Annotated in this window: 20 protein-coding genes, 1 tRNA gene and 2 pseudogenes; 16 read left to right on the forward strand and 7 right to left on the reverse strand. The window is 39.9% G+C overall.

Translation table 11 applies throughout. The annotated features are described in order from the left end of the window. Positions 1-25: 25 nt before the first annotated feature. Both J500_RS13625 and J500_RS13630 read left to right on the forward strand, forming a co-directional pair. Complete coding sequence (locus tag J500_RS13625; RefSeq protein ID WP_034700092.1) at positions 26-682, forward strand: 4'-phosphopantetheinyl transferase family protein; 657 nt, start codon at positions 26-28, stop codon at positions 680-682. A gap of 29 nt (positions 683-711) precedes the next feature. Then, positions 712-987, forward strand: a complete 276-nt coding sequence (locus J500_RS13630; RefSeq protein WP_004994797.1) for a hypothetical protein — start codon at positions 712-714, stop codon at positions 985-987. A 68-nt stretch (positions 988-1,055) separates the two neighbouring features. On the opposite strand, the gene secF is transcribed toward J500_RS13630, so the two are convergent. The 7 genes from secF to queA form a co-directional block, all read right to left on the reverse strand. After that, complete coding sequence (gene secF / locus J500_RS13635; RefSeq protein ID WP_010588618.1) at positions 1,056-2,015, reverse strand: protein translocase subunit SecF; 960 nt, start codon at positions 2,013-2,015, stop codon at positions 1,056-1,058. 8 nt (positions 2,016-2,023) lie between these two features. Continuing rightward, positions 2,024-3,925, reverse strand: a complete 1,902-nt coding sequence (gene secD / locus J500_RS13640) for a protein translocase subunit SecD (protein WP_004994794.1) — start codon at positions 3,923-3,925, stop codon at positions 2,024-2,026. A gap of 54 nt (positions 3,926-3,979) precedes the next feature. Next, positions 3,980-4,309, reverse strand: coding sequence for a preprotein translocase subunit YajC (gene yajC / locus J500_RS13645; RefSeq protein WP_004994792.1), 330 nt, complete (start codon positions 4,307-4,309; stop codon positions 3,980-3,982). Between the two features lie 113 nt (positions 4,310-4,422). Then, positions 4,423-5,553, reverse strand: coding sequence for a tRNA guanosine(34) transglycosylase Tgt (gene tgt / locus J500_RS13650; RefSeq protein ID WP_034700095.1), 1,131 nt, complete (start codon positions 5,551-5,553; stop codon positions 4,423-4,425). Positions 5,554-5,775: 222 nt separating this feature from the next. Further along, positions 5,776-6,342: a LemA family protein gene (locus J500_RS13655; RefSeq protein ID WP_004994789.1), complete on the reverse strand. Its 567-nt coding sequence runs from the start codon at positions 6,340-6,342 to the stop codon at positions 5,776-5,778. A 17-nt stretch (positions 6,343-6,359) separates the two neighbouring features. Beyond that, positions 6,360-7,391, reverse strand: coding sequence for a hypothetical protein (locus J500_RS13660; RefSeq protein WP_004994787.1), 1,032 nt, complete (start codon positions 7,389-7,391; stop codon positions 6,360-6,362). Between the two features lie 14 nt (positions 7,392-7,405). Next, positions 7,406-8,440, reverse strand: coding sequence for a tRNA preQ1(34) S-adenosylmethionine ribosyltransferase-isomerase QueA (gene queA, locus J500_RS13665; protein ID WP_034700107.1), 1,035 nt, complete (start codon positions 8,438-8,440; stop codon positions 7,406-7,408). 180 nt (positions 8,441-8,620) lie between these two features. Here queA and J500_RS13670 point away from each other — a divergent pair. The 14 genes and pseudogenes from J500_RS13670 to J500_RS17735 form a co-directional block, all read left to right on the forward strand. Next, positions 8,621-8,707 (forward strand) — tRNA-Leu (locus tag J500_RS13670). A gap of 179 nt (positions 8,708-8,886) precedes the next feature. Next, positions 8,887-10,256: pseudogene (locus J500_RS13675) on the forward strand (tyrosine-type recombinase/integrase). A 600-nt stretch (positions 10,257-10,856) separates the two neighbouring features. Continuing rightward, positions 10,857-11,123, forward strand: a complete 267-nt coding sequence (locus J500_RS13680; RefSeq protein ID WP_004994782.1) for a DUF1778 domain-containing protein — start codon at positions 10,857-10,859, stop codon at positions 11,121-11,123. Next, on the forward strand, positions 11,107-11,619 hold the full coding sequence (locus J500_RS13685) for a GNAT family N-acetyltransferase (protein ID WP_004994780.1): 513 nt from the start codon (positions 11,107-11,109) through the stop codon (positions 11,617-11,619). The genes J500_RS13680 and J500_RS13685 overlap by 17 nt, the downstream gene beginning before the upstream one ends. Positions 11,620-11,672: 53 nt before the next feature. After that, positions 11,673-12,380, forward strand: coding sequence for a hypothetical protein (locus J500_RS13690; RefSeq protein ID WP_004994773.1), 708 nt, complete (start codon positions 11,673-11,675; stop codon positions 12,378-12,380). 136 nt (positions 12,381-12,516) lie between these two features. Then, complete coding sequence (locus J500_RS13695) at positions 12,517-12,753, forward strand: hypothetical protein (RefSeq protein WP_004994770.1); 237 nt, start codon at positions 12,517-12,519, stop codon at positions 12,751-12,753. Positions 12,754-12,768: 15 nt separating this feature from the next. Beyond that, on the forward strand, positions 12,769-13,050 hold the full coding sequence (locus tag J500_RS13700) for a helix-turn-helix transcriptional regulator (protein WP_004994769.1): 282 nt from the start codon (positions 12,769-12,771) through the stop codon (positions 13,048-13,050). Continuing rightward, positions 13,047-13,970, forward strand: a complete 924-nt coding sequence (locus tag J500_RS13705) for a hypothetical protein (RefSeq protein WP_004994767.1) — start codon at positions 13,047-13,049, stop codon at positions 13,968-13,970. The genes J500_RS13700 and J500_RS13705 overlap by 4 nt, the downstream gene beginning before the upstream one ends. Continuing rightward, positions 13,970-14,299, forward strand: a complete 330-nt coding sequence (locus J500_RS13710) for a hypothetical protein (protein WP_004994764.1) — start codon at positions 13,970-13,972, stop codon at positions 14,297-14,299. The genes J500_RS13705 and J500_RS13710 overlap by 1 nt, the downstream gene beginning before the upstream one ends. Before the next feature lie 2 nt (positions 14,300-14,301). Beyond that, the gene (locus tag J500_RS13715) at positions 14,302-14,844 is read left to right on the forward strand and encodes a hypothetical protein (RefSeq protein WP_004994763.1); all 543 of its coding nucleotides are present in this window, start codon (positions 14,302-14,304) and stop codon (positions 14,842-14,844) included. A gap of 4 nt (positions 14,845-14,848) precedes the next feature. Continuing rightward, a complete protein-coding gene (locus J500_RS13720; RefSeq protein WP_004994762.1) occupies positions 14,849-15,196 on the forward strand; it encodes a CHC2 zinc finger domain-containing protein in 348 nt (115 codons plus the stop codon). After that, entirely contained in the window at positions 15,193-17,730 is a 2,538-nt protein-coding gene (locus J500_RS13725) for a DUF927 domain-containing protein (protein WP_004994761.1), read from the forward strand. The genes J500_RS13720 and J500_RS13725 overlap by 4 nt, the downstream gene beginning before the upstream one ends. A gap of 62 nt (positions 17,731-17,792) precedes the next feature. Beyond that, entirely contained in the window at positions 17,793-18,449 is a 657-nt protein-coding gene (locus J500_RS13730; RefSeq protein WP_004994757.1) for a hypothetical protein, read from the forward strand. Positions 18,450-18,659: 210 nt separating this feature from the next. Then, positions 18,660-19,353 (forward strand): annotated as a pseudogene (locus J500_RS17735) (IS3 family transposase); the annotation flags it as partial.

The following is a 19,353-nucleotide window of genomic DNA, read 5'->3' on the forward strand; positions in this document are numbered from 1 at the left end:
AATAATTTTATCCCGAAGTGAGCCAATGAGCATGAAAAACATTCAAGTGTATATTCGATCATTGGCTGATCTTCTTGAATTATCCGTTCAGGATTTTGCTAATCGTGCCGAGTATCAAGCTTATAAAAAAAACAAAATTTATCAGTATCGTGATGAATTAATTTCAAAATTTTTACATGTGCCTATTTTACAATTGCAGTATGCAACGGCTGAACAGGGAAAACCCTTCTTAGAAAATCAACACTTGAATTTTAATCATTCGCATAGCCAGAATGACTATGCATTGGCACTGAGTTTAAATGTTCAGGATTTGGGTGTGGATATAGAAAGCCTAGATCGCAAAATCCGCTTTGAAGCACTGGCTCAACATGCTTTTCATCCGCAAGAATACCAATGTTGGAAAGCTTTAGGGGAAGACATCAATTATTGGTTTAAGGTCTGGACCACCAAAGAGGCATTATTAAAAGCGCATGGTATGGGGATTCGTCTGGATTTAAATACCTTAAATACTCAGATGCATCCAACACACGACAATGGTCAGATTATCGATGAACGTTTAGGTATCTTTGCGTATCAATGCTTTGATTTAGGACATGCTATGCTGAGTGTGGCTTGGCGTTCGGGCATGGGATGCGGTCAGTTTATTGTGCCTAACATTCAGATTATAAATATGCATACATAAAACTTTTAGAGAATAAATTGGAAAACCATATGAAATTAAAAATCACTGATCGGGATATCAGTTGTCTTTATTACTTATTTTTAATTTGTGCTTTTTGTTCATTAGGTAGTGAACTTTATGAGAAATTTTTTATTGCGAAACGAACGATGGACTTATCTTCATTTTATACGTTCTTATTTTTCGCCTTATTAACTCGATACTACTATGCGATTGTTTATTTGCTCATAAAGCTTGAGGGTATCAATCAGCAAGAGCGTCAAAGACAATTAGATAGAGAGAAAGAACTAGAAAATAAAGAGCTTTGATCAAATGGATCATCAAAAAAATGCCAGTATTTCACTGGCATTTTTACGTCTTAACTTTTCAAAGATATTTAAGGAATATCATCTTCAAACTCAGGTTTAACCTGAACGATGAAGTCCTGACGGTTTAGGCCGCGCCATAAGGCAAAGGCTGTTCCGATATAAATCGAAGAATAAGTTCCGACAAATACCCCGACACACATCGCGACAGAGAACCATTTTAAGCCATCTCCACCCAAGAACATCATCGACACTACCACAAGGAGTAATGTCATAGAGGTGTGGATAGTACGACGTAAGGTTTCAGTCAGTGCAATATCAACGATCTCGCGTGGAGTGGCACCGCGAATCTTACGGAAGTTTTCACGGATACGGTCTGACACGACGATATTATCGTTTAGTGAGAAGCCAATCACCGCCAATACTGCTGCAAGAACAGTCAGGTCAAATGGCCATTGGAACAATGCAAACGCCCCAATGATGATCAGAATGTCATGGAATAATGACATGATCGCACCGAGTGCCAGTTTGAACTCAAAGCGGATGGTGACATAGATGAGCATGAGCAAAAGTGCCAAAGCCACAGCACCCGCAGAACGGATATAAAGCTCATTCCCGACTTGTCCACCAACTGCATCGACTTTGTGAACCATCGCAGTATTGTTTGGAAGTTGAGCCGCTTGAGAAATCGCTTTACCTAAGTCATCTACTTTAATTTCTTGTACAGGCATGCGCACCAGCAGGTCTTTATTACTGCCTAAAGTTTGCACTACAGCATCTTTAAAGCCTGCTTTTTCCAAAGCCTGACTTACCGCAGCTTGATTGACAGGCTGCGAGTAATTAATTTCTGCTGAGATACCACCCGTAAAATCAAGACCAAGATTTAAACCTTTGGTCACGATAAAGAAAATACTGGCAAGGGTCAGTAGAATCGAGAAGATTGCCGCTGGTTTGGCGATCTTCATGAATGGGATAATGCGTTCGTTGTCTGGACGGCCGTATTGTTTAGGTTGAGTCACATCAGTCATCATCGATCTCCTTATATGCTCAACTTTTTCAAATTACGACGTTTGCCATAAATGAGCTGGACAATCGCACGAGTTACTGTAATTGCAGTAAACATCGAGCAGACGATACCAATCATTAAGGTGACAGCAAAGCCTTTAATTGGGCCTGTCCCAATCGCAAATAGAATAAATGCAACAAGGAACGTAGTGAGGTTCGAGTCAAAAATGGTGTTATAAGCTCGATCATAACCTGCCACAATCGCCTGTTTGGGCGAAGCACCCCATTTCATTTCTTCTCGTATTCGCTCACAGATCAGAACGTTGGCATCAACTGCCATACCGATGGTGATCACGATCCCTGCAATACCTGGTAGGGTGAGGGAAGCGCCAATCCACGACATGACGGTTAAAATCATGGCAAGGTTAAACACTAAGGCGAAGTTGGCAATCAAACCAAACAGACGGAAGAATACGATCATCCAGATGGCGACTAAAATAAAGCCGACTTCGGTCGATAATATCCCTTTGTCGATATTTTCCTGACCTAAGCTTGGGCCGACGACGCGTTCTTCAACAAAGTACATTGGGGCTGCCAATGCGCCTGCACGTAACATCAAGGCAAGTTCAGAAGCTTCTTGTGGAGATGCAAGTCCCGTAATACGGAATTGTGAACCCAAAACGGCTTGAATGGTTGCGGCATTAATGACTACCGACTCTGTATAAGGCGTACGAACTTCAGTTTGCGCACCTGTCACAGGATCAGCCACATAGCTAATGCGTTGTTTATTTTCAATAAACAATACCGCCATACGCTTGCCGACAGAATTACGTGTAGCATCCGCCATGAGTTTACCACCCGCACTGTCCAGTGTGATGTTCACTTCTGCACCACCTGTATCCTGACTAAAGCCAGAACTTGCATTTTGTACACGTTCACCTGTCAAAATGCGATTACGATTCAGTAATAACTGACGACCACTATCCAATGATTCATACGCAAATACTTCTGTACCTGGAGGTAATGGCTGACCATTATATTTACCTGTGTAACGGTCAATATATTGATCGTTCTGATCTGAAACCAAACGGAATTCCAGATTCGCTGTACGGCCTAAAACACGTTTCGCTTCGGCAGTATCCTGTACGCCCGGTAATTCCACCACGATGCGGTTATTACCCTGAGTTTGTACCAGTGCTTCTGCCACCCCTAACTCATTAATACGGTTACGCAGTGTGGTTAAGTTCTGATTTACCGCATAAGACTGAATTTCCTGACGACGAGCATCGGTATAAGTCAAACGCAAGCTTGAACCGTTATCCGTTGCCACAGCCTGTTGGGTGAATTCATTGCCATTACGACGTAAGAAATCCATCGCCGTATCACGATCAGTATTGTTGGCAAACTGAACGTTAATCGCATTGTTATTGAGTGAAAGACTATTGAATTTGATGTTGTTGTCACGGAATTGACGACGAATATCACTTGCCGATGTTTCCATACGTTGCGCAATGGCTTTGTCCATATCAACTTCAAGCAGGAAGTGGACACCACCGCGTAAGTCAAGACCAAGCTTCATCGGCTTCGCCCCAATCTTTTGCAACCATTCTGGGGTTGTGGGTGCAAGATTGAGTGCCACCACGTAGTTTTCACCTAAATCACGACGTAAGACATCCTGCGCTTTCAGCTGATCTTCAGATGAACTTAAACGCAACAAGGCCGCATTGGCACTGAAGGTATTGTCATGGCTAGGAATATGGGCAGTTTTTAAAATTTGCTCTGCTTTTTGTACAATGCTCTGATCAATTTGAGTACCGGCTTTGGCACCTGAAATCTGAACAGCAGGTTCATCTGGATACAAACTTGGCAGCGCGTAGAGTGTACTGATGATGAGTACAACCACAATCAGTACATATTTCCATGCAGGGTAACGCATTCGCTTTCTTCTTAAAATGAAAAAGTCGTGCAACATGCACGACTGTTTTTATGATTAAAGGTTATTTAGAGTGCCTTCAGGAAGAACTGAAATCACACTTGCGCGTTGAATTTTAACTTCATTACCACGATTCAGTTCAACCACCGCATAATCACCTTCGATTTTGGTGATACGGCCCATCAAACCACCCGCAAAAACGACTTCACTACCAACACCTAGACTCTCAATGAGGGAACGATGCTCTTTGGCACGTTTAGATTGAGGACGCCAGATCAAGAAATAAAAGATCGCAATAAATACTGCAATCATCAGTAAGTTGGTGACCATGCTTGGGCCTTGTGCCGTTGCTGGTGCTGCGTGAGCAGAAGAAATTAAAAAGCTCATTTCGATTTCCTAAACTTAAAACCTAAATTAAAAAAGGATTGTCAAATCCTGACAAAATACGAGTTCGTTCTGCAATTTACCTTGTCTTTTTGTTGAGCGCAAATCTAGTTGCATCAATCTACAGGACAAGCGGGAACTTCTAAACCACGACGGGTATAAAAGTCTGTCACAAATTCATCGAAAGTCCCGTGATCCAAAGCATTTCGGATATCTTGGGTAAAGCGCTGGTAATAACGTAAGTTATGGATAGTTCCCAACATCGATGCCAGCATTTCACCACATTTTTCAAGATGATACAGATAGGCACGAGTAAAGTTTTTGCACGTATAACAATCACAATGCGGATCAAGCGGACTTTGATCATGACGATACTTGCTATTACGGATGCGAACCAGACCGTCTGTCACAAAGTAGTGTCCATTCCGCGCATTACGGGTGGGCATCACGCAGTCAAACATATCAATCCCGCGACGAATCCCTTCTACAATATCTTCAGGCTTCCCAACGCCCATCAGATAACGTGGTTTATCATGCGGCATTTTATTTGGCAGATAATCCAGCACCTTGATCATTTCATCTTTCGGCTCACCGACTGATAAACCACCAATCGCATAACCATCAAAACCAACTTCAAGCAAGCCATTTAAGGATTCATCACGCAAATCTTCATACATGCCACCCTGAATAATGCCAAATAATGCATTGGTATTTTTCAGTTCATCATGATGATGGGTTTTACAGCGTTTTGCCCAACGTAGCGAAAGTTGTAAAGACTTTTGTGCTTCTTCATGGGTTGCAGGATAAGGCGTACACTCATCAAATATCATCACGATATCCGAGTTAAGCACCTGCTGAATTTCCATAGAGATTTCAGGGGACAAAAATACTTTTGAGCCATCAATCGGTGAACGGAACGTCACGCCTTCTTCTTTAATCTTACGCATTGCGCCGAGACTAAACACCTGAAAACCACCAGAATCGGTCAAGATTGGCTTATTCCATTTGATGAAATCGTGCAATCCACCATGCTCTTTGATGACTTCAAGGCCTGGGCGCAAGTACAAATGAAAGGTATTGCCCAAAATAATTTGCGCCTGAATTTCTTCAATGTCACGTGGCAACATACCTTTGACCGTACCATAAGTACCCACGGGCATAAATACAGGAGTTTCAACGATGCCGTGTTCAAGAGTCAAACGGCCACGACGGGCGCGCCCCGACTGACCTAATTTTTCAAACTTCATGCAACTTTCCAAATCGAGGCGAAAAAACAGTTCGCTGATGGCTAAAATAAAGAGCACTATTTTCCTAGATTTATGCAGGGAGTTCTACTACTAAATGTTATGAGATCGATAAAAAGCCAAATTCTACGATCAACTGTACCTAATATTGCTTTGTAGGTTAGATTGAAGAGCGTGATCCATCACTCAGGATAGAGCAATGATCACTTTATTCAAAACCAGGATTTAAAAATTAGGACGATAATCAAAACTTTGCGCAGCAGCATGATCACGAAATGGACGAATCGATTTCTTGCCTAAAGTTAAAGTATTAATCATATTATTGGGAAATACTTCAATATGATTATTAAACAGTTCGACATTGCGGTTAAAAATGGTGATGGCCGCACTGACATTATCATTTTGCTCATCAATCTCATTCATCATACGTAGATAGATTTCATTGGCTTTGAGTTCAGGGTAGTTTTCTACCACCACATTCAAACTATGCATCAATTCTTTATTTAAGTTTTCAATACGTTGCAATTGGGCAATATCTGTATGATCGACATTCAGGTTAAGAATACTTTGGCGTAACTCAGTGACTTTTTCCAAAGTGCCTTTTTCAAAACTGGCATATTGTTCAACCATTGGTGCAAGTTCATCCAATACTTTTAATTTTTGCCGTTCATAAGTCGCTACATCTGCCCATGCGCGTTTGGTTGCATTAAAATGCAAAACAATTTTATTGCGAATGAAAATACCAAAAATAATAATGACTAAAATAATGAGCAGAAAAATCCACAAACCCATCGTATTCCCCAAAATTGTTATTTTAAAAAAGTGCTGAGATCAGAACACAGTTGTTCATAATGTTTTAATCGAAAGGTACGTAAATGTCCACGTAAACTTGAAATATCCTGAATTTCCCGTGCTTTGGAACTGACTTCAAATAAATCTGCCTCACCTAAAAAGCACATCATATTTTGATGCGAATGAAAAATCAGTTCACCTTTACGCGATTTAAAAAAATCGGACAAGCGCAGTAATAATGCAGGATTAAGTGTTTTGACCAATTGTAGTTGATCCATCCCATAAATCTGTAATTGCTGATTAATCTGGATATCACTGCTGTTCCAGCGGACTTCGTATGGGAAACCAATGTCCCGACGTAAATTAGTTACCGCAAGTCCGCGTATTCGTGTCTCAAAGATAAAAACGCCCCACTGATTTTTTTCTGTACGACGAATAGTAACTTTGTCTCCATCTGCATCATGAATATGCGTTTCTTCGATGTAGGTATATTGGAAAATAAAAGCAGGATATTGATGGTTCTCATCATCACTAATATTTGCACTGGCATACCACGGAATTTGATTGGAGGTGGAACCTTTATTAAACAGGGGAAAGCTATTTTTGAGTTGATTAATCAATAAGGTTGAACTCATGCCTAAAGGTAAATGTTCAGGAGTTCGCCCAAATTTTAAATGGTAGCGTGTTTCAATCGACTTTTCTTCCAGATATCGAACAACTTCTTGAATAGCATCATCTGTTTCATAAAGAATAAAAGCTAAAAACAATAAAACAATGCTACTAAAAAACCCAAAAATAAAAGGCAAACCTATGCTGGGCAAAGCAAACATGGCAAAGAAACTGAGCGCACCTAGCAGCATCAGAAACTTGGGTAAACCATTGTCAAAACGGAGTGTAGGATGATCTCCCCACGGATGCAGTTGATCCAAAATTTGCTGATGCGTTTCGACTTGTTCGCCAATCTCCCAAAGCCGTGCAATATTACGAAATACATGCGCATTTTTTTTACGACGAATATGTAATGCGCGTTGTACAGTCTCAATTGGCATTGTAATGATTTACCTTATTGAGCCTGATCGATCAACATGGCGTCGCCATAACTAAAGAAACGGTATTTTGATTCGACTGCATGGGCATAGGCTTTCAGGATATTGTCACGATTTGAGAGTGCCGAAACTAACATCAATAAGGTCGACTCAGGCAAATGAAAATTGGTAATCAAGCGATCTACCATACAAAACTGATAACCTGGATAGATAAAAATTTGAGTATCGCCTGTCCAAGCCGCAATCTGACCCTGATGTGCTTGTGCTGCGCTTTCCAATGCACGAGTTGCAGTCGTTCCAACAGCAATGATTTTATTGCCACGTGCCTTTGTTTGACGAATTAACTTGACAGTGGCATCTGGTACATCACACCATTCACTATGCATAGTATGATTTGTAATATCATCCGTTCGTACAGGCATAAATGTTCCCGCACCGACGTGCAAAGTGACAAACGTTTTTTGAATGCCTTTTTGTTCTAGTTTTTTGAGTAAATCTTCATCAAAATGCAAACTTGCAGTTGGTGCCGCAACGCTGGCAATTTTTTCGGGATCATGAAATACGGTTTGATAGCGTTCTGTATCAATGGCTTCCGCTTCGCGATTAAAGTAGGGGGGAATGGGAAGTTGTCCATAACGATCTAAGACTGACAATATAGGTTGCGAAAATTCCACCACAAATAAATTTTCATGACGGCCTTGTACAACGACCCTGACTCCATCTTCACCCATAAATAGCTCTGCGCCCGCTTTGGGGGTATTGCTAGCTTTTATGTGACAATGGGCAATGGTTTGATCCAGCATACGTTCAACCAAAACTTCAACGGCGCCACCACTTGCACGTTTACCTTTTAAACGCGCTTTCATGACTTTGGTATCGTTTAAAACCAGTAAATCACCTTCATTTAATAAATCGACAATCTCGGTAAACATACGATCGTGATATTGACCTTGTGCATCTAAATGTAGAAGACGCGAAGCACTTCGTGATTCTAGTGGGTAACGAGCAATAAGTTCATCTGGAAGATCAAAGTTAAAGTCTGAAAGCTGCATAATACGGGACATTACAAAATTTGCGCCTAGTATAGTCTTTTTGGCTTTTGGAAGGGAGTCATGATGATTTTATCCGGATAAAAGTTTGTTTGCTGCAAAAGTAGGCAATAGTTAAAGTCTTGTCGTTGACAAGTTTTTAAAACACGCTATTATACGCAACACAAAGCAAGCATCAGCTCTCCCGAGGTGGTGAAATTGGTAGACGCGGTGGACTCAAAATCCACTGTCAGCGATGACGTGTCGGTTCGAGTCCGACCCTCGGGACCACTATAATAAAAATATACACTAACATATCGGTAATTCTCTTTTAAATACAGATCTTTAATCCAAATCTCATACCTCTATATGCCAACATATACCACTATACAACGTGGAATAATAAGGATACATTTGAGGATATATTGACTGCGGTCAACATCCGTATCCTTATTCTGAGTGAAACCCTTATGGCAAAACAGATTAAGCCACTTTCTTCAACTCAATGCGAAAGCGCAAAACCCAAAGAAAAAGACTATAGCCTATACGATGGTCAAGGTTTGATTTTATTTGTCCGTAAAAATGGCTCTAAAGTCTGGCGATTCAAATATAAACGTCCTAATGGTAAAGATGGATTAATGACATTAGGTAACTATCCAGCACTTACACTTAAGGAAGCCAGAGAACGGCGTGGTATTTACTTAAATCAACTTGCCAATGATATTGATCCAATCAATCAAATAAAGATTGAAGAAGCGAAAAACAGTGATGAATTTAGTTTTGAACGAATTGCTAGGGCTTGGCATGCAGCTTATAAGCAACAGGTAAATGGAATGAGGATACCGCTAGAAAAGCCTTAAGCAACTTTGAAATGTATGTTTTCCCTATCATTGGTACTAAACCAATAGACATGATAAAAACCCGAGATTTATATAGCGTCCTAAGCAAGATTGAGGAAAAAGGTTATTTAGAAATTGTGAGTAAAACTCGTCAAAGGTTTTCAGGTATTTTCGCTTATGCCATTACTCAGGGATATATTGAACTTAGCCCAGCAGTGGCATTGGGTGATGCAATCACCATTACAAGAAAAACAAAACACTATCCTAAATTACCGTTGGTACGCTTACCTGAGTTTTTCAGCCGCTTAAGGAATGACGGGGGCAACCCAATTACCAAGCTGTGCTTAGAATTTGCGTTACATACGTTTGCCCGATCCAGCGAACTACGCTTTGCACGCTGGAACGAGTTTAATTTTGATAAAAAGATGTGGACGATACCGCCAACAAGGGAATTAATTGCTGGTTATAAAGATTCTCACAGAGGCGCAAAGATGAAAGAAAAGCATCTAATTCCTTTATCCCCACAAGCCTTGAAACTTATTAAAGAAACACAGGTTTATAGCGGTATTTCTTTAAATGTATTCCCCAATAGCGTAGATATGGGTGGTTTTCTGAGTGAGAACACAGTCAATGACATGATACGGCGTATGGGGTACAGCACACAGGAGGATGTATGCATTCATGGTTTTAGAGGTATGGCATGCGGTGCATTAATTGAAAGCACATTATTTACTGAGGATGCAGTAGAGAAGCAAATGAGCCACCAAGAGCGCAACGGCGTAAGATTGGCTTATATGCACCATGCTGAATTTATGGAAGAACGTAGGATGATGCTGTGCTGGTGGAGCGATTACCTAGAGGCTAACCAAGAGAAATTTATCAGCCCGATGGAATTTAGCCTCTCATTAATTGAACAAGCCAAGCAAGGCATTCTGAATATTAAATATGCGAAGTTGATTAAGCTTAAATTGGCTGAAATGACAAATTCTCATATAGCATAAATGGCTCAATTGAGAATTTGTGCTTATTGGTTATTTTGCCTATAACTCTATTTTTTTATTTTGCAGATATGCTGGTTTTTTAGGTGTTACACTTGTTACAGGTTACATCTTTGTTTTATAAGGATTTAATTTTTAGAAGTTGTAACACCTTTAATTTTATAGGTTACAGCATTGTTTTTTATTTATATTTTTAAAAATTATATGGATGCAAGATGAAGCTGTAACACCTTTAAAAGACTGATAGAGCATCTTTAAATGTTATAAAAATACTAATAATTTATTGTTTTATAAAATATTATTTATATTTTATGGCGGTAACTATTTTTGTAACCTGTTTTTTGCATGAATTTCTTGAGAATAGATAAAAATCAGAATCTGTTACGCTGGGGTGTAATCCAGCATAGGCAAGAAAAGCCTCTGAAATTCCTCAATTGATTGACCAAAATGACATTTTAGTATTCCTGTTTTTATATATTTTTTAAATATGTTATTGGTCAAAACATTTTTAGCCAAAAAGTAACCAATATATACCCACATATAGCACTATACCGTGATATGTTCTAAAATGTACTTCATATTAATGTACATGTGGGTAAGTTTATGAGTACTGCCATAGAGCGTATTAATTTACGTGCAACCCGTGAAGCTAAACAGGTAATTGAGCAAGCAGCAGCCCTTACAGGGACTACACTCAGTGCTTTTATGTTGCAGCACGCTTATGAAAAGGCATTAAACCTGATTGAACAACAACAACGGATCACACTAAATGCAGCAGATTGGGAACGATTGAACCAAGCACTTGAGAACCCAGCAGAGGCAAATGAGGAATTAAAAGCATTAATGGCACTGGGTGAACAACTTGTCTAAATTGCTTTTTAAAGTTGAGCCGTTAAGCGGTAAATATGATCGAAACGCATTTGACTGTGGTGAGCCATTACTGAATATCTTTTTACAGCAGCAGGCAAGCCAATTACAAAAGCGAATGGTGAGCCGTACCTATTTAGCCATAGATGAACATGAGCGTATTGCTGGTTTTTATAGTTTATCTACGACTCAGGTGCATCGGGCTGAATCCCCTGATCAGTTTAAGCAGTTTTCAGCATATCAGCCGATCCCAGCAGCGTTAATCGGGCGATTAGCGATTAATGAAGCGCATCAAGGGCAAGGTGTGGGGCGTTATCTATTAGCCCACGCATTGACCACGATTAAACGTCTTGCGGATACGATTGGCATAGCAGTCGTGGTGATTGATGCAAAAAATTCAGATGTAGCCGATTTTTATAAAAAGTTTGGATTTTTTGCAGCCAGTGATTCAGATCTGCGACTGTTTTTATTGGTTAAAAGTATTGCTAATACTAAATAGCCTTTTATGTCAAAAGATTTGCATCGGAATTATTTTATTGTGAGTAACAGAAAATGACAGAAAAAAAAGAAATAAAGAATTTAGGTAAACTTACACTTAAAATTTTAGAACAAATCAAAGATTCTGATCCTAATAATACATACGGTGCTCTTCTTGAAAAATATGAACAATCAACAGAAGCGGAAAAATTAGATTTAGAGCAAAAATATCCCTCACTTTTATCATCTATGAACGCTACTTTAGAACTAAATGGGAAAAAGGTTGGTAAATCTGATTTTTTTAATTTTTCAGAACAATTTGAAAAATCAGAAAGGAACAGAATCAATAGAATGAATGAACAATCTGAAAAATTTTCGATAGCAATGCAAGAAGAACGAGAGCGTAAAGAAAAATTAGAACAAGACCGTCATGCCCAACTTGTTTCAGTATTAGAGCGTAATAATAGCCAACAAGCTTTGGCGGATGAAAATGCACAACTAAAAGCAGAGATTGAAAAACTACAACAAGAAAAAAATTACCTAGAAAGTGAAATATCTAAATTAAAAACAGGCATTGAAATCAATTCTAATAGTCAATTGTTATTAATTTCTACCTTGTTTGCAAAATATAGAGCAGAAAAACCAAGAGTACGAACGCAAGATAAAACACTCAAGGATATTGAAGAGGAAAATAGTGATATTTCAGGTTTATCATTTAGCCAGACTTCTAAAATTATGGCTGTAGCAAATAGTTTTTATAAGCAATTGAAAAATAATAAATAGTATTGAATTCTATTTCATTGAAATTATAAATTTTCTAATGAAATGACTTTAATTAACTGAAAAATAAGAATAGCTCCTATCAGCGTTGCAATGTCATGCAATAGCTAATCATGTAACACAATGATAGGGGCAGTATATGCAAGACACTAATTTACCTAACCATCCTATCCCAATACGGGTATCTCAAAAAACAGCTTGCCAAATGCTAGACCTCTCACCAGAGGGATTACGCAAACTAATAGCAAAAGATGCAACCTTTCCAAAGTCATATAAGGCTGGCAACACACGGCAAAGTCCTGTTTATTTCGACTATGCGGAACTGGTGCAATGGCATAACAACCAGAAACAAACCAATGCTGTACATACGGTTTAAACGGAGGCACAGGCAATGACAGAACAATTTTACCGTATGAAAGACCTTGCCAATATTCCCGAACGTCCAGCACGTACTCATATGTATAAATCAGGGATTAACAAAGGCAAGGTTCGGGTCATAGGCGCACGCCAAGCCAGTAAAGGGCTAATTGGAGTATCTGAGAAGACATTATGGGAATGGGTGCGTAAAGGTGAGTTTCCCCAGCCAATTCGACTAAGCCCAACCATTACTGTATGGCGTGCCTCAGATATTGCGGAATGGATGAAACAAAAGGATCGGAGCATTGAAGTATGACAATTTATTCAACAGCGACCTATCAGGCATGTAAATCTGAATTATCCGATAAAGTTATTCATGGCATTACATGTAAGCAAATAGATCAAGCACATCTATATGATGCTAATAAGTTATTTGCCAACCTAAAATATGATTTAGAGCAACCTTGCACCATACAGGTGATGATCCAAAATAATTTATTAATGGACGGCTACGACAATTTACCTGAGTTTGCCTATTTCACGGCAGAAAACAATGATTTTGCCCTGTCTAGTGATTTAATTCAGCCATTTCAATATGATAGAGAACATGTTTACTTTGTCACGGCCTATCGTTTTGATAATGAGGACGGAAAAGCTGAAATGGTGACACATGAAGCTGAATATTCACCAAGTCACCTTTATTTCACCAGTAATTTACAGTGTGTTTTAAATGTTGTGGGTTTCCTACTATCCATCGGCACAAATACAGGCTTTTTGAAAGTCGAAAAAACCACTGTAGAGAATGCAAAATATCAGATTAATAAACGTCTTGATCACGTTGAGCTATTAAAGCCCCACAACAGTGATGTATTGGGACATGCTGGGGATTATTGGGCAACGTATCAGCTTTATACCTATTGTGATACAGAACATGCACGTTTTGACTATCAAAATCACTACACCAAAGCCCAAGCACAGCAGGCCCTTAAAGATATTAAGGAAATGAATTGGCATATCAATCCTAAAACTCTGGTGGTTCAAGGCTGTATCTTGATTGGTAAAGATAACCAAGAACAGGAGTATCAAAAAGCACAGATTGATATAGAAAAACCTTATGACTTTGAAAAAGGCGATATACCGAATAAGGAAAGTGCCACATGGGTAATTGAAAGTTACAACCATAGCGAAAGCATACGCCAAGCGATTGCAAATCAACAGCAAGGAGGGCAAACCTAATGCTTTCCATACAGTTATTGACGTGTGCAATCATTGCACTATTACAAAATTACATTGCAATCCAGCTCAAAGCTTTATATTCTGAATCCGTCCAATGCAAAATCATTGGATTAGCTGTGGAAGGCTATAAACTACAAGGCGCACAGTCCGTTATCTGGACTTTTTTTGCGCGTAATATCTCTATGCGTTCGCATTTTATGGCGAAGCTGGAGAGGGACGCTTTCGAGCGTACAGGAAACCTTGTAGTCCTGTCTTCCAACCCTTTTCAGCTTTGCCACCCTCATTTGGAAGTGAATGGCAAAGCTCCTATTTCTACAAGGAGTGCATAATCATGCCTAATCAAACTACAACTTCTCAAAATAAAGCCTTTCAAGTTCTTACAGAGCTAGATAAACCTGTTAAAGATTATTTCTTTTGTCTAAAAGAAATTCATGCACTACATAACGCCGTGATTCACTTCATTGGCAATGAAAGCAATCCACAATTTAAAAAAGAGATTCAAACGGTACATTCGGTTTTGCATGGCTCATTGCAAATCATCAGCCCGTGGATTGTACAGTTGGATGAACAAACCAATGCCATTATGGGTATTGAGGAAACAGAAGATCCAACCACTTTAATTTACGCAATTTACAGCGATTTTCAAAAACTTGATGTAGACGTACAGCATCTAGCAAACCTTGCCAAAATCGCAAATGAAGAAATTTTACAGATCAATCCAGCTCATTTTAATACGGCTGGTGTTGAAATTAGCGTGATTCAACTTTTGGTCAGTGCCATCCAACGCATGACTATCCAATTACAATCCGATATTTTCGCCGAGTGTGATGTTCTAGGACAGCTATACCCAACAATCTTTAAAGTTGAGGTGTAGACCTATGAAAAAAGCGCACCCTACGCTAGGGAAATATCGAAATCAACAGCATGGCAACCGCAACGATAAGCCAAAGAAATTTGGCTTAAATCGTGCGTTATTGCCCGATCCTATCGAATATCTAACCGCCAGAGGCTACGCCGTCAAAGGTCGTGGTGAATGGCGTGAGATGATTTGCCCATTTCATGATGACAGTACCCCAAGCCTACGTATCAACAGCCGTAAAGGTTGTTTTAAATGTATGGCATGCGATGCCAAAGGCGGTGATCTGATTGCATTTCACCAGTTGCTTACAGGTAAGCCATTTATTGAGGCTTGTAAGGATTTAGGCGCATGGGAGGATCACGCATGACTGACTTTTTAGATTATCAGGAAGTACAAGAACAAGCCTTTGCCCATGCCCAAAAGCTGGCGGAACGTGAGGTTAAAAACGGCTTTCAGTTTGAATATTTGTTCTGTTATACCGATGGTCACGGTATGCCCGTATATTGGAAAGTCCGCGCTAAAAACCACCATACAGGTGATAAATGGATTCGTGTTTTTTCCAGTGGCGAACGTGGTTTTAAATTTGGTGATCCTGATTTTAACCAGGTGCATCCAGTAGGTCAGGGCAAAAAGCCATTATATGCATTAGAACGAGTACTTTTTGCCCCTGATAAACATTCAATCTACATGGTTGAGGGTGAACAAAAAGCTGATTATCTCAATAGTTTGGGTTTATATGCCACGACATGCGGAGGTAGTGGCAATACAGATAAAACCGATCTTAGACCACTAGCACGCCGTGATATTGTCATCTGGGCAGATAATGACAAGGCTGGAACTAAGTTTTTCAATGAAATTGCCAGTGAACTAAATAAATTAGGCTGTAACGTGCGTTATATCTTGCTAGATGGGCTAAATCTGCCTGAGAAAGCCGATGTAATGGATTGGGTAGAGATACGCAAGCAAAACGGACTAGACACCACAGCAAGGGATATAACAGCCTTAATCACAGCAGCCTATCAACCACCATCACCAGAAAGCACGTTACCTGATGGGATGTTAGCCGAGCCTATGGAATGGGAAAACGGCAGTTTTGAGGTGCATGATAAAGGTGTTTTCTACATCGAAAAACTCAAAAATGGTGAATATCGGGAACGATTTATCTCTAGTCCTATTTTGGTGACTGCTAAAACAAGAGATAACACCAGTAACAACTGGGGACGTTTATTGCAGTGGCAAGATGACGCATTTACTCACCATAATTGGGCAGTGCCAAATGAGCTATTTCAAGGTGATGGGACAGAATCACGAAAAGCCTTATCGAATCAGGGGGTAATCATCACGCCAGACCGTAGAGGCAGAGAGCTTTTTCAAATCTACTTAATGAGCTATCCAGTTGATAAATTTGCCTTATGTGTGGATAGCGTAGGCTGGCATGGTCACCGCTATGTATTGCCAACTGAAACCTATAGCAATTCAGCTACCCAACACGATGAAGTTATTGTCTATCAGCGTACAGATGGGCTAGATAACCGTTTTCAATTCAAAGGTGAGTTAGATACGTGGAAAAATGGCGTAAGTTTATTGCTAGAAAGTCACTCTAAGCTGGTATTTAGCGTGGCGTGCGCCTTTGCTGGGCAATTACTTGAACCATTAAATCAACAAGGTGGTGGCTTTCATATTAATGGGACATCCTCTAAGGGCAAAAGTACGGCTATTTATCTGGCTTGTAGTGTATGGGGACACCCTAAAGAGTATTACCGTACTTGGCGATCAACAGGCAATGCTTTAGAACAAACTGCATTCATGCACAATGATGGTTTTTTGGTACTGGATGAAATTGGCGAAGCATCGGCAAAGGATATTGGTCAAACCGTGTATATGCTTGCCAATGGTCAAGGTAAAGCACGTATGGGACGCAGCTTAACCGCTAAAGCACCGCAACAGTGGCGTGTTTTATTCTTATCCAGTGGCGAAAAGACCTTTAAAGAGATTCTCAACGAGATTGGCCAAACGGCTAAATTGGGTCAAGAGATTCGATTGCCTGAAATCAGTTTAGATGCTTGTGAATATGGTGTCTTTGATCTTGTGGACTTTGCCCCTGATGCATCACAGCAAGCCAATATGCTGTATGAAAATGCGATCAATGCTTATGGGGTAGCTGGCAAGGCATGGCTTGAATATTTGACTAGCGATAAAGGTCGTATTACTGAAACCGCTTTAAAGCTGTATCAACAATACAAAGCTAAAATTACACCTGATCATGCACAAGGTCATATTGCCCGTGTTGCTTCGCGTTTTGCCGTGGTCGCCGTGGCTGGTGAATTGGCAACCCAAGCCAATATCACGGGCTGGAAGAAAGGACGAGCATTTGAAGCCGTAAATAGCGTGTTTAAAACATGGCTCAATAATTTTGAGATGGTCGGAGATTTTGAGGATCGGCAAATACTTCAGCAAGTCCGGGCATTTTTTGAGGCGAACGGAAATAGCCGTTTTGATACCTTGATTGAGGGTAATAAACGTGCAAGCTATGGCAACCAAGATCATGCAGATGATAACAGCACGGATACCAAGAGTTTTAGAGAAAAAACGATCTATCGAGTCGGTTACAAGGTGGTGAATGCCCAACAGCGTGAAACCCTACGTTATTTGTTCTTTAAAGAGCAATTTAAACAAGAACTTTGCACAGGTTTTGACCCTAAAAAAGTGGCTAAAGTGCTGAAAAAACATGGCTGGTTAGATTGTGCCAATGGCAAAACCACTAAACAGGAGCGCACGCCTGAGAGTAAAAATCCAGTTTGGCTATATGTGTTCAACACCACAATGTTTAGTTATGACATTGAGAAAGCTACCAATCCTCATATAGATGACTTAAACACTGGCACAAGCATCGAAATTTAAACCTATTTCAACCGTATGGATTATCCAATTCATACGGTTTTTTATGAATGATGGTACACGTTATGAATATCGCCCAATTACTGAATCATGCCCTACAACATTATGGTGCAAGCCTTGAATTAATAGATCACCAAACTTTAAAACTACATCATGCACAGAATTTACCAGCATATTTAACCGATCTATTACGTAAATACAAACCGCAGATCATACGCCGTGTACAACTTGAATCAGCATATCAGCTACTGGAATATGTTCGGATTGAAGGTACAGAGATTCACCTGATTAGCCCTGATCGGTTACGCTTAGATCATGCTGAACGCTTGACGGATACTGATATTCGCAAGATGAAAGCGCTTAAAGCAGAAATCATAGAAATATTGAGTCATACAGCTACAACCAGAAATGATTTAGATCCATATGTCCAGCATGAAATCATTCAGACCTATTTTGACCGTTTAGAACGTCACCGCAGTAACCTACGCAAAATCAATAGCTCAGTTGAAAATGCGCTAGTTAAGCCTAATGACCTAATCCAAGACTTGACGGTTAAATTCATACTGAATCAGGAACAAGCCCAGCAATACATAACTACTATGATTGAACAACGCATTTTCTATTACGACAGTAACTCTAAATTTTATCTATTCCCTAATTTCACCCATACAACAATGCACAGCTTTCACAAGTACAACTACGCAGCCCAAGCCATATTTTAAAAATAAGACTCACAAAATTGCTCCGTTTTCATTGCAAGGGCGAGATCACTTATTCCGAAATTTTCGCACTGTTTTGTAATGTAGTCGGCTGATCTACTGATGTGATAATAAAAACCAGTAGTTTTTATGGTTTATGCCTAAAAATATCCTGGACTGCCACCATTCTCCTAGACAAATATCGTCTATTCTTTTTGCATAGGAGAGAACCTTATGAGTGGACAACGATACACCCCAGAATTTAAAGATGAAGCTGTCAAATTGATTACTGAACGTGGATATTCTGTCACCGATGTTGCAGAACGTTTAGGTGTATCACAGCACAGCATTTATAAATGGCTAAAGGCAGTACAGCCTTTACATAATAACTCTGATGAACATGAACTGCTCGAAGCAAAGAAAGAAATTCTACGCCTTAAAAGTCAGCTCAAACAAACTGAAGAGGAACGGGATATCTTAAAAAAGGCCGCAAGGTACTTTGCAAGCCTGCCCGAGTAAAGTATCAGTTTATCCTTGAATACAGCCATCAATTTAAGATTAAAACGATGTGTCGGGTTCTGAAGATTGCTCGTGCTGGCTATTACGCCTGGTTGCATGAACCTGAATCAGGCAGGACTATTGAAGATAAGCGCTTATTACAGCTCATCCGTTCTTCTTATGATGCCTGTTATGGTATCTACGGTTATCGTCGCATCACACTGGATCTTAAAGAGCTAGGTGAAAACTGTGGGCCTAATCGTGTGCTGAAGATCATGAAGAACAATGCCATTGCCGCTGTTCGAGGATATAAGAAGCATAAAAGCTATGGTCGTGGTCGTCCGCAGATTGTGCCACCTAACCATTTAAATCGAGAGTTTGTTGTAAACACACCTGATACCTCGTGGGTGACTGATATTACCTACATCCG

The organism is Acinetobacter sp. 479375 (genome assembly GCF_000581715.1).
Taxonomy (GTDB): domain Bacteria; phylum Pseudomonadota; class Gammaproteobacteria; order Pseudomonadales; family Moraxellaceae; genus Acinetobacter; species Acinetobacter ursingii.

Excerpts from the sequence above, each read along its gene's own strand:
- J500_RS13625 (WP_034700092.1), top strand. The coding sequence starts at position 26 with ATGAGCATGAAAAACATTCAAGTGTATATTCGATCATTGGCTGATCTT.
- J500_RS13630 (WP_004994797.1), top strand. The coding sequence starts at position 712 with ATGAAATTAAAAATCACTGATCGGGATATCAGTTGTCTTTATTACTTA.
- secF (WP_010588618.1), bottom strand. The coding sequence starts at position 2,015 with ATGATGACTGATGTGACTCAACCTAAACAATACGGCCGTCCAGACAAC.
- secD (WP_004994794.1), bottom strand. The coding sequence starts at position 3,925 with ATGCGTTACCCTGCATGGAAATATGTACTGATTGTGGTTGTACTCATC.
- yajC (WP_004994792.1), bottom strand. The coding sequence starts at position 4,309 with ATGAGCTTTTTAATTTCTTCTGCTCACGCAGCACCAGCAACGGCACAA.
- tgt (WP_034700095.1), bottom strand. The coding sequence starts at position 5,553 with ATGAAGTTTGAAAAATTAGGTCAGTCGGGGCGCGCCCGTCGTGGCCGT.
- J500_RS13655 (WP_004994789.1), bottom strand. The coding sequence starts at position 6,342 with ATGGGTTTGTGGATTTTTCTGCTCATTATTTTAGTCATTATTATTTTT.
- J500_RS13660 (WP_004994787.1), bottom strand. The coding sequence starts at position 7,391 with ATGCCAATTGAGACTGTACAACGCGCATTACATATTCGTCGTAAAAAA.
- queA (WP_034700107.1), bottom strand. The coding sequence starts at position 8,440 with ATGCAGCTTTCAGACTTTAACTTTGATCTTCCAGATGAACTTATTGCT.
- J500_RS13680 (WP_004994782.1), top strand. The coding sequence starts at position 10,857 with ATGAGTACTGCCATAGAGCGTATTAATTTACGTGCAACCCGTGAAGCT.
- J500_RS13690 (WP_004994773.1), top strand. The coding sequence starts at position 11,673 with ATGACAGAAAAAAAAGAAATAAAGAATTTAGGTAAACTTACACTTAAA.
- J500_RS13695 (WP_004994770.1), top strand. The coding sequence starts at position 12,517 with ATGCAAGACACTAATTTACCTAACCATCCTATCCCAATACGGGTATCT.
- J500_RS13700 (WP_004994769.1), top strand. The coding sequence starts at position 12,769 with ATGACAGAACAATTTTACCGTATGAAAGACCTTGCCAATATTCCCGAA.
- J500_RS13705 (WP_004994767.1), top strand. The coding sequence starts at position 13,047 with ATGACAATTTATTCAACAGCGACCTATCAGGCATGTAAATCTGAATTA.
- J500_RS13710 (WP_004994764.1), top strand. The coding sequence starts at position 13,970 with ATGCTTTCCATACAGTTATTGACGTGTGCAATCATTGCACTATTACAA.
- J500_RS13715 (WP_004994763.1), top strand. The coding sequence starts at position 14,302 with ATGCCTAATCAAACTACAACTTCTCAAAATAAAGCCTTTCAAGTTCTT.
- J500_RS13720 (WP_004994762.1), top strand. The coding sequence starts at position 14,849 with ATGAAAAAAGCGCACCCTACGCTAGGGAAATATCGAAATCAACAGCAT.
- J500_RS13725 (WP_004994761.1), top strand. The coding sequence starts at position 15,193 with ATGACTGACTTTTTAGATTATCAGGAAGTACAAGAACAAGCCTTTGCC.
- J500_RS13730 (WP_004994757.1), top strand. The coding sequence starts at position 17,793 with ATGAATATCGCCCAATTACTGAATCATGCCCTACAACATTATGGTGCA.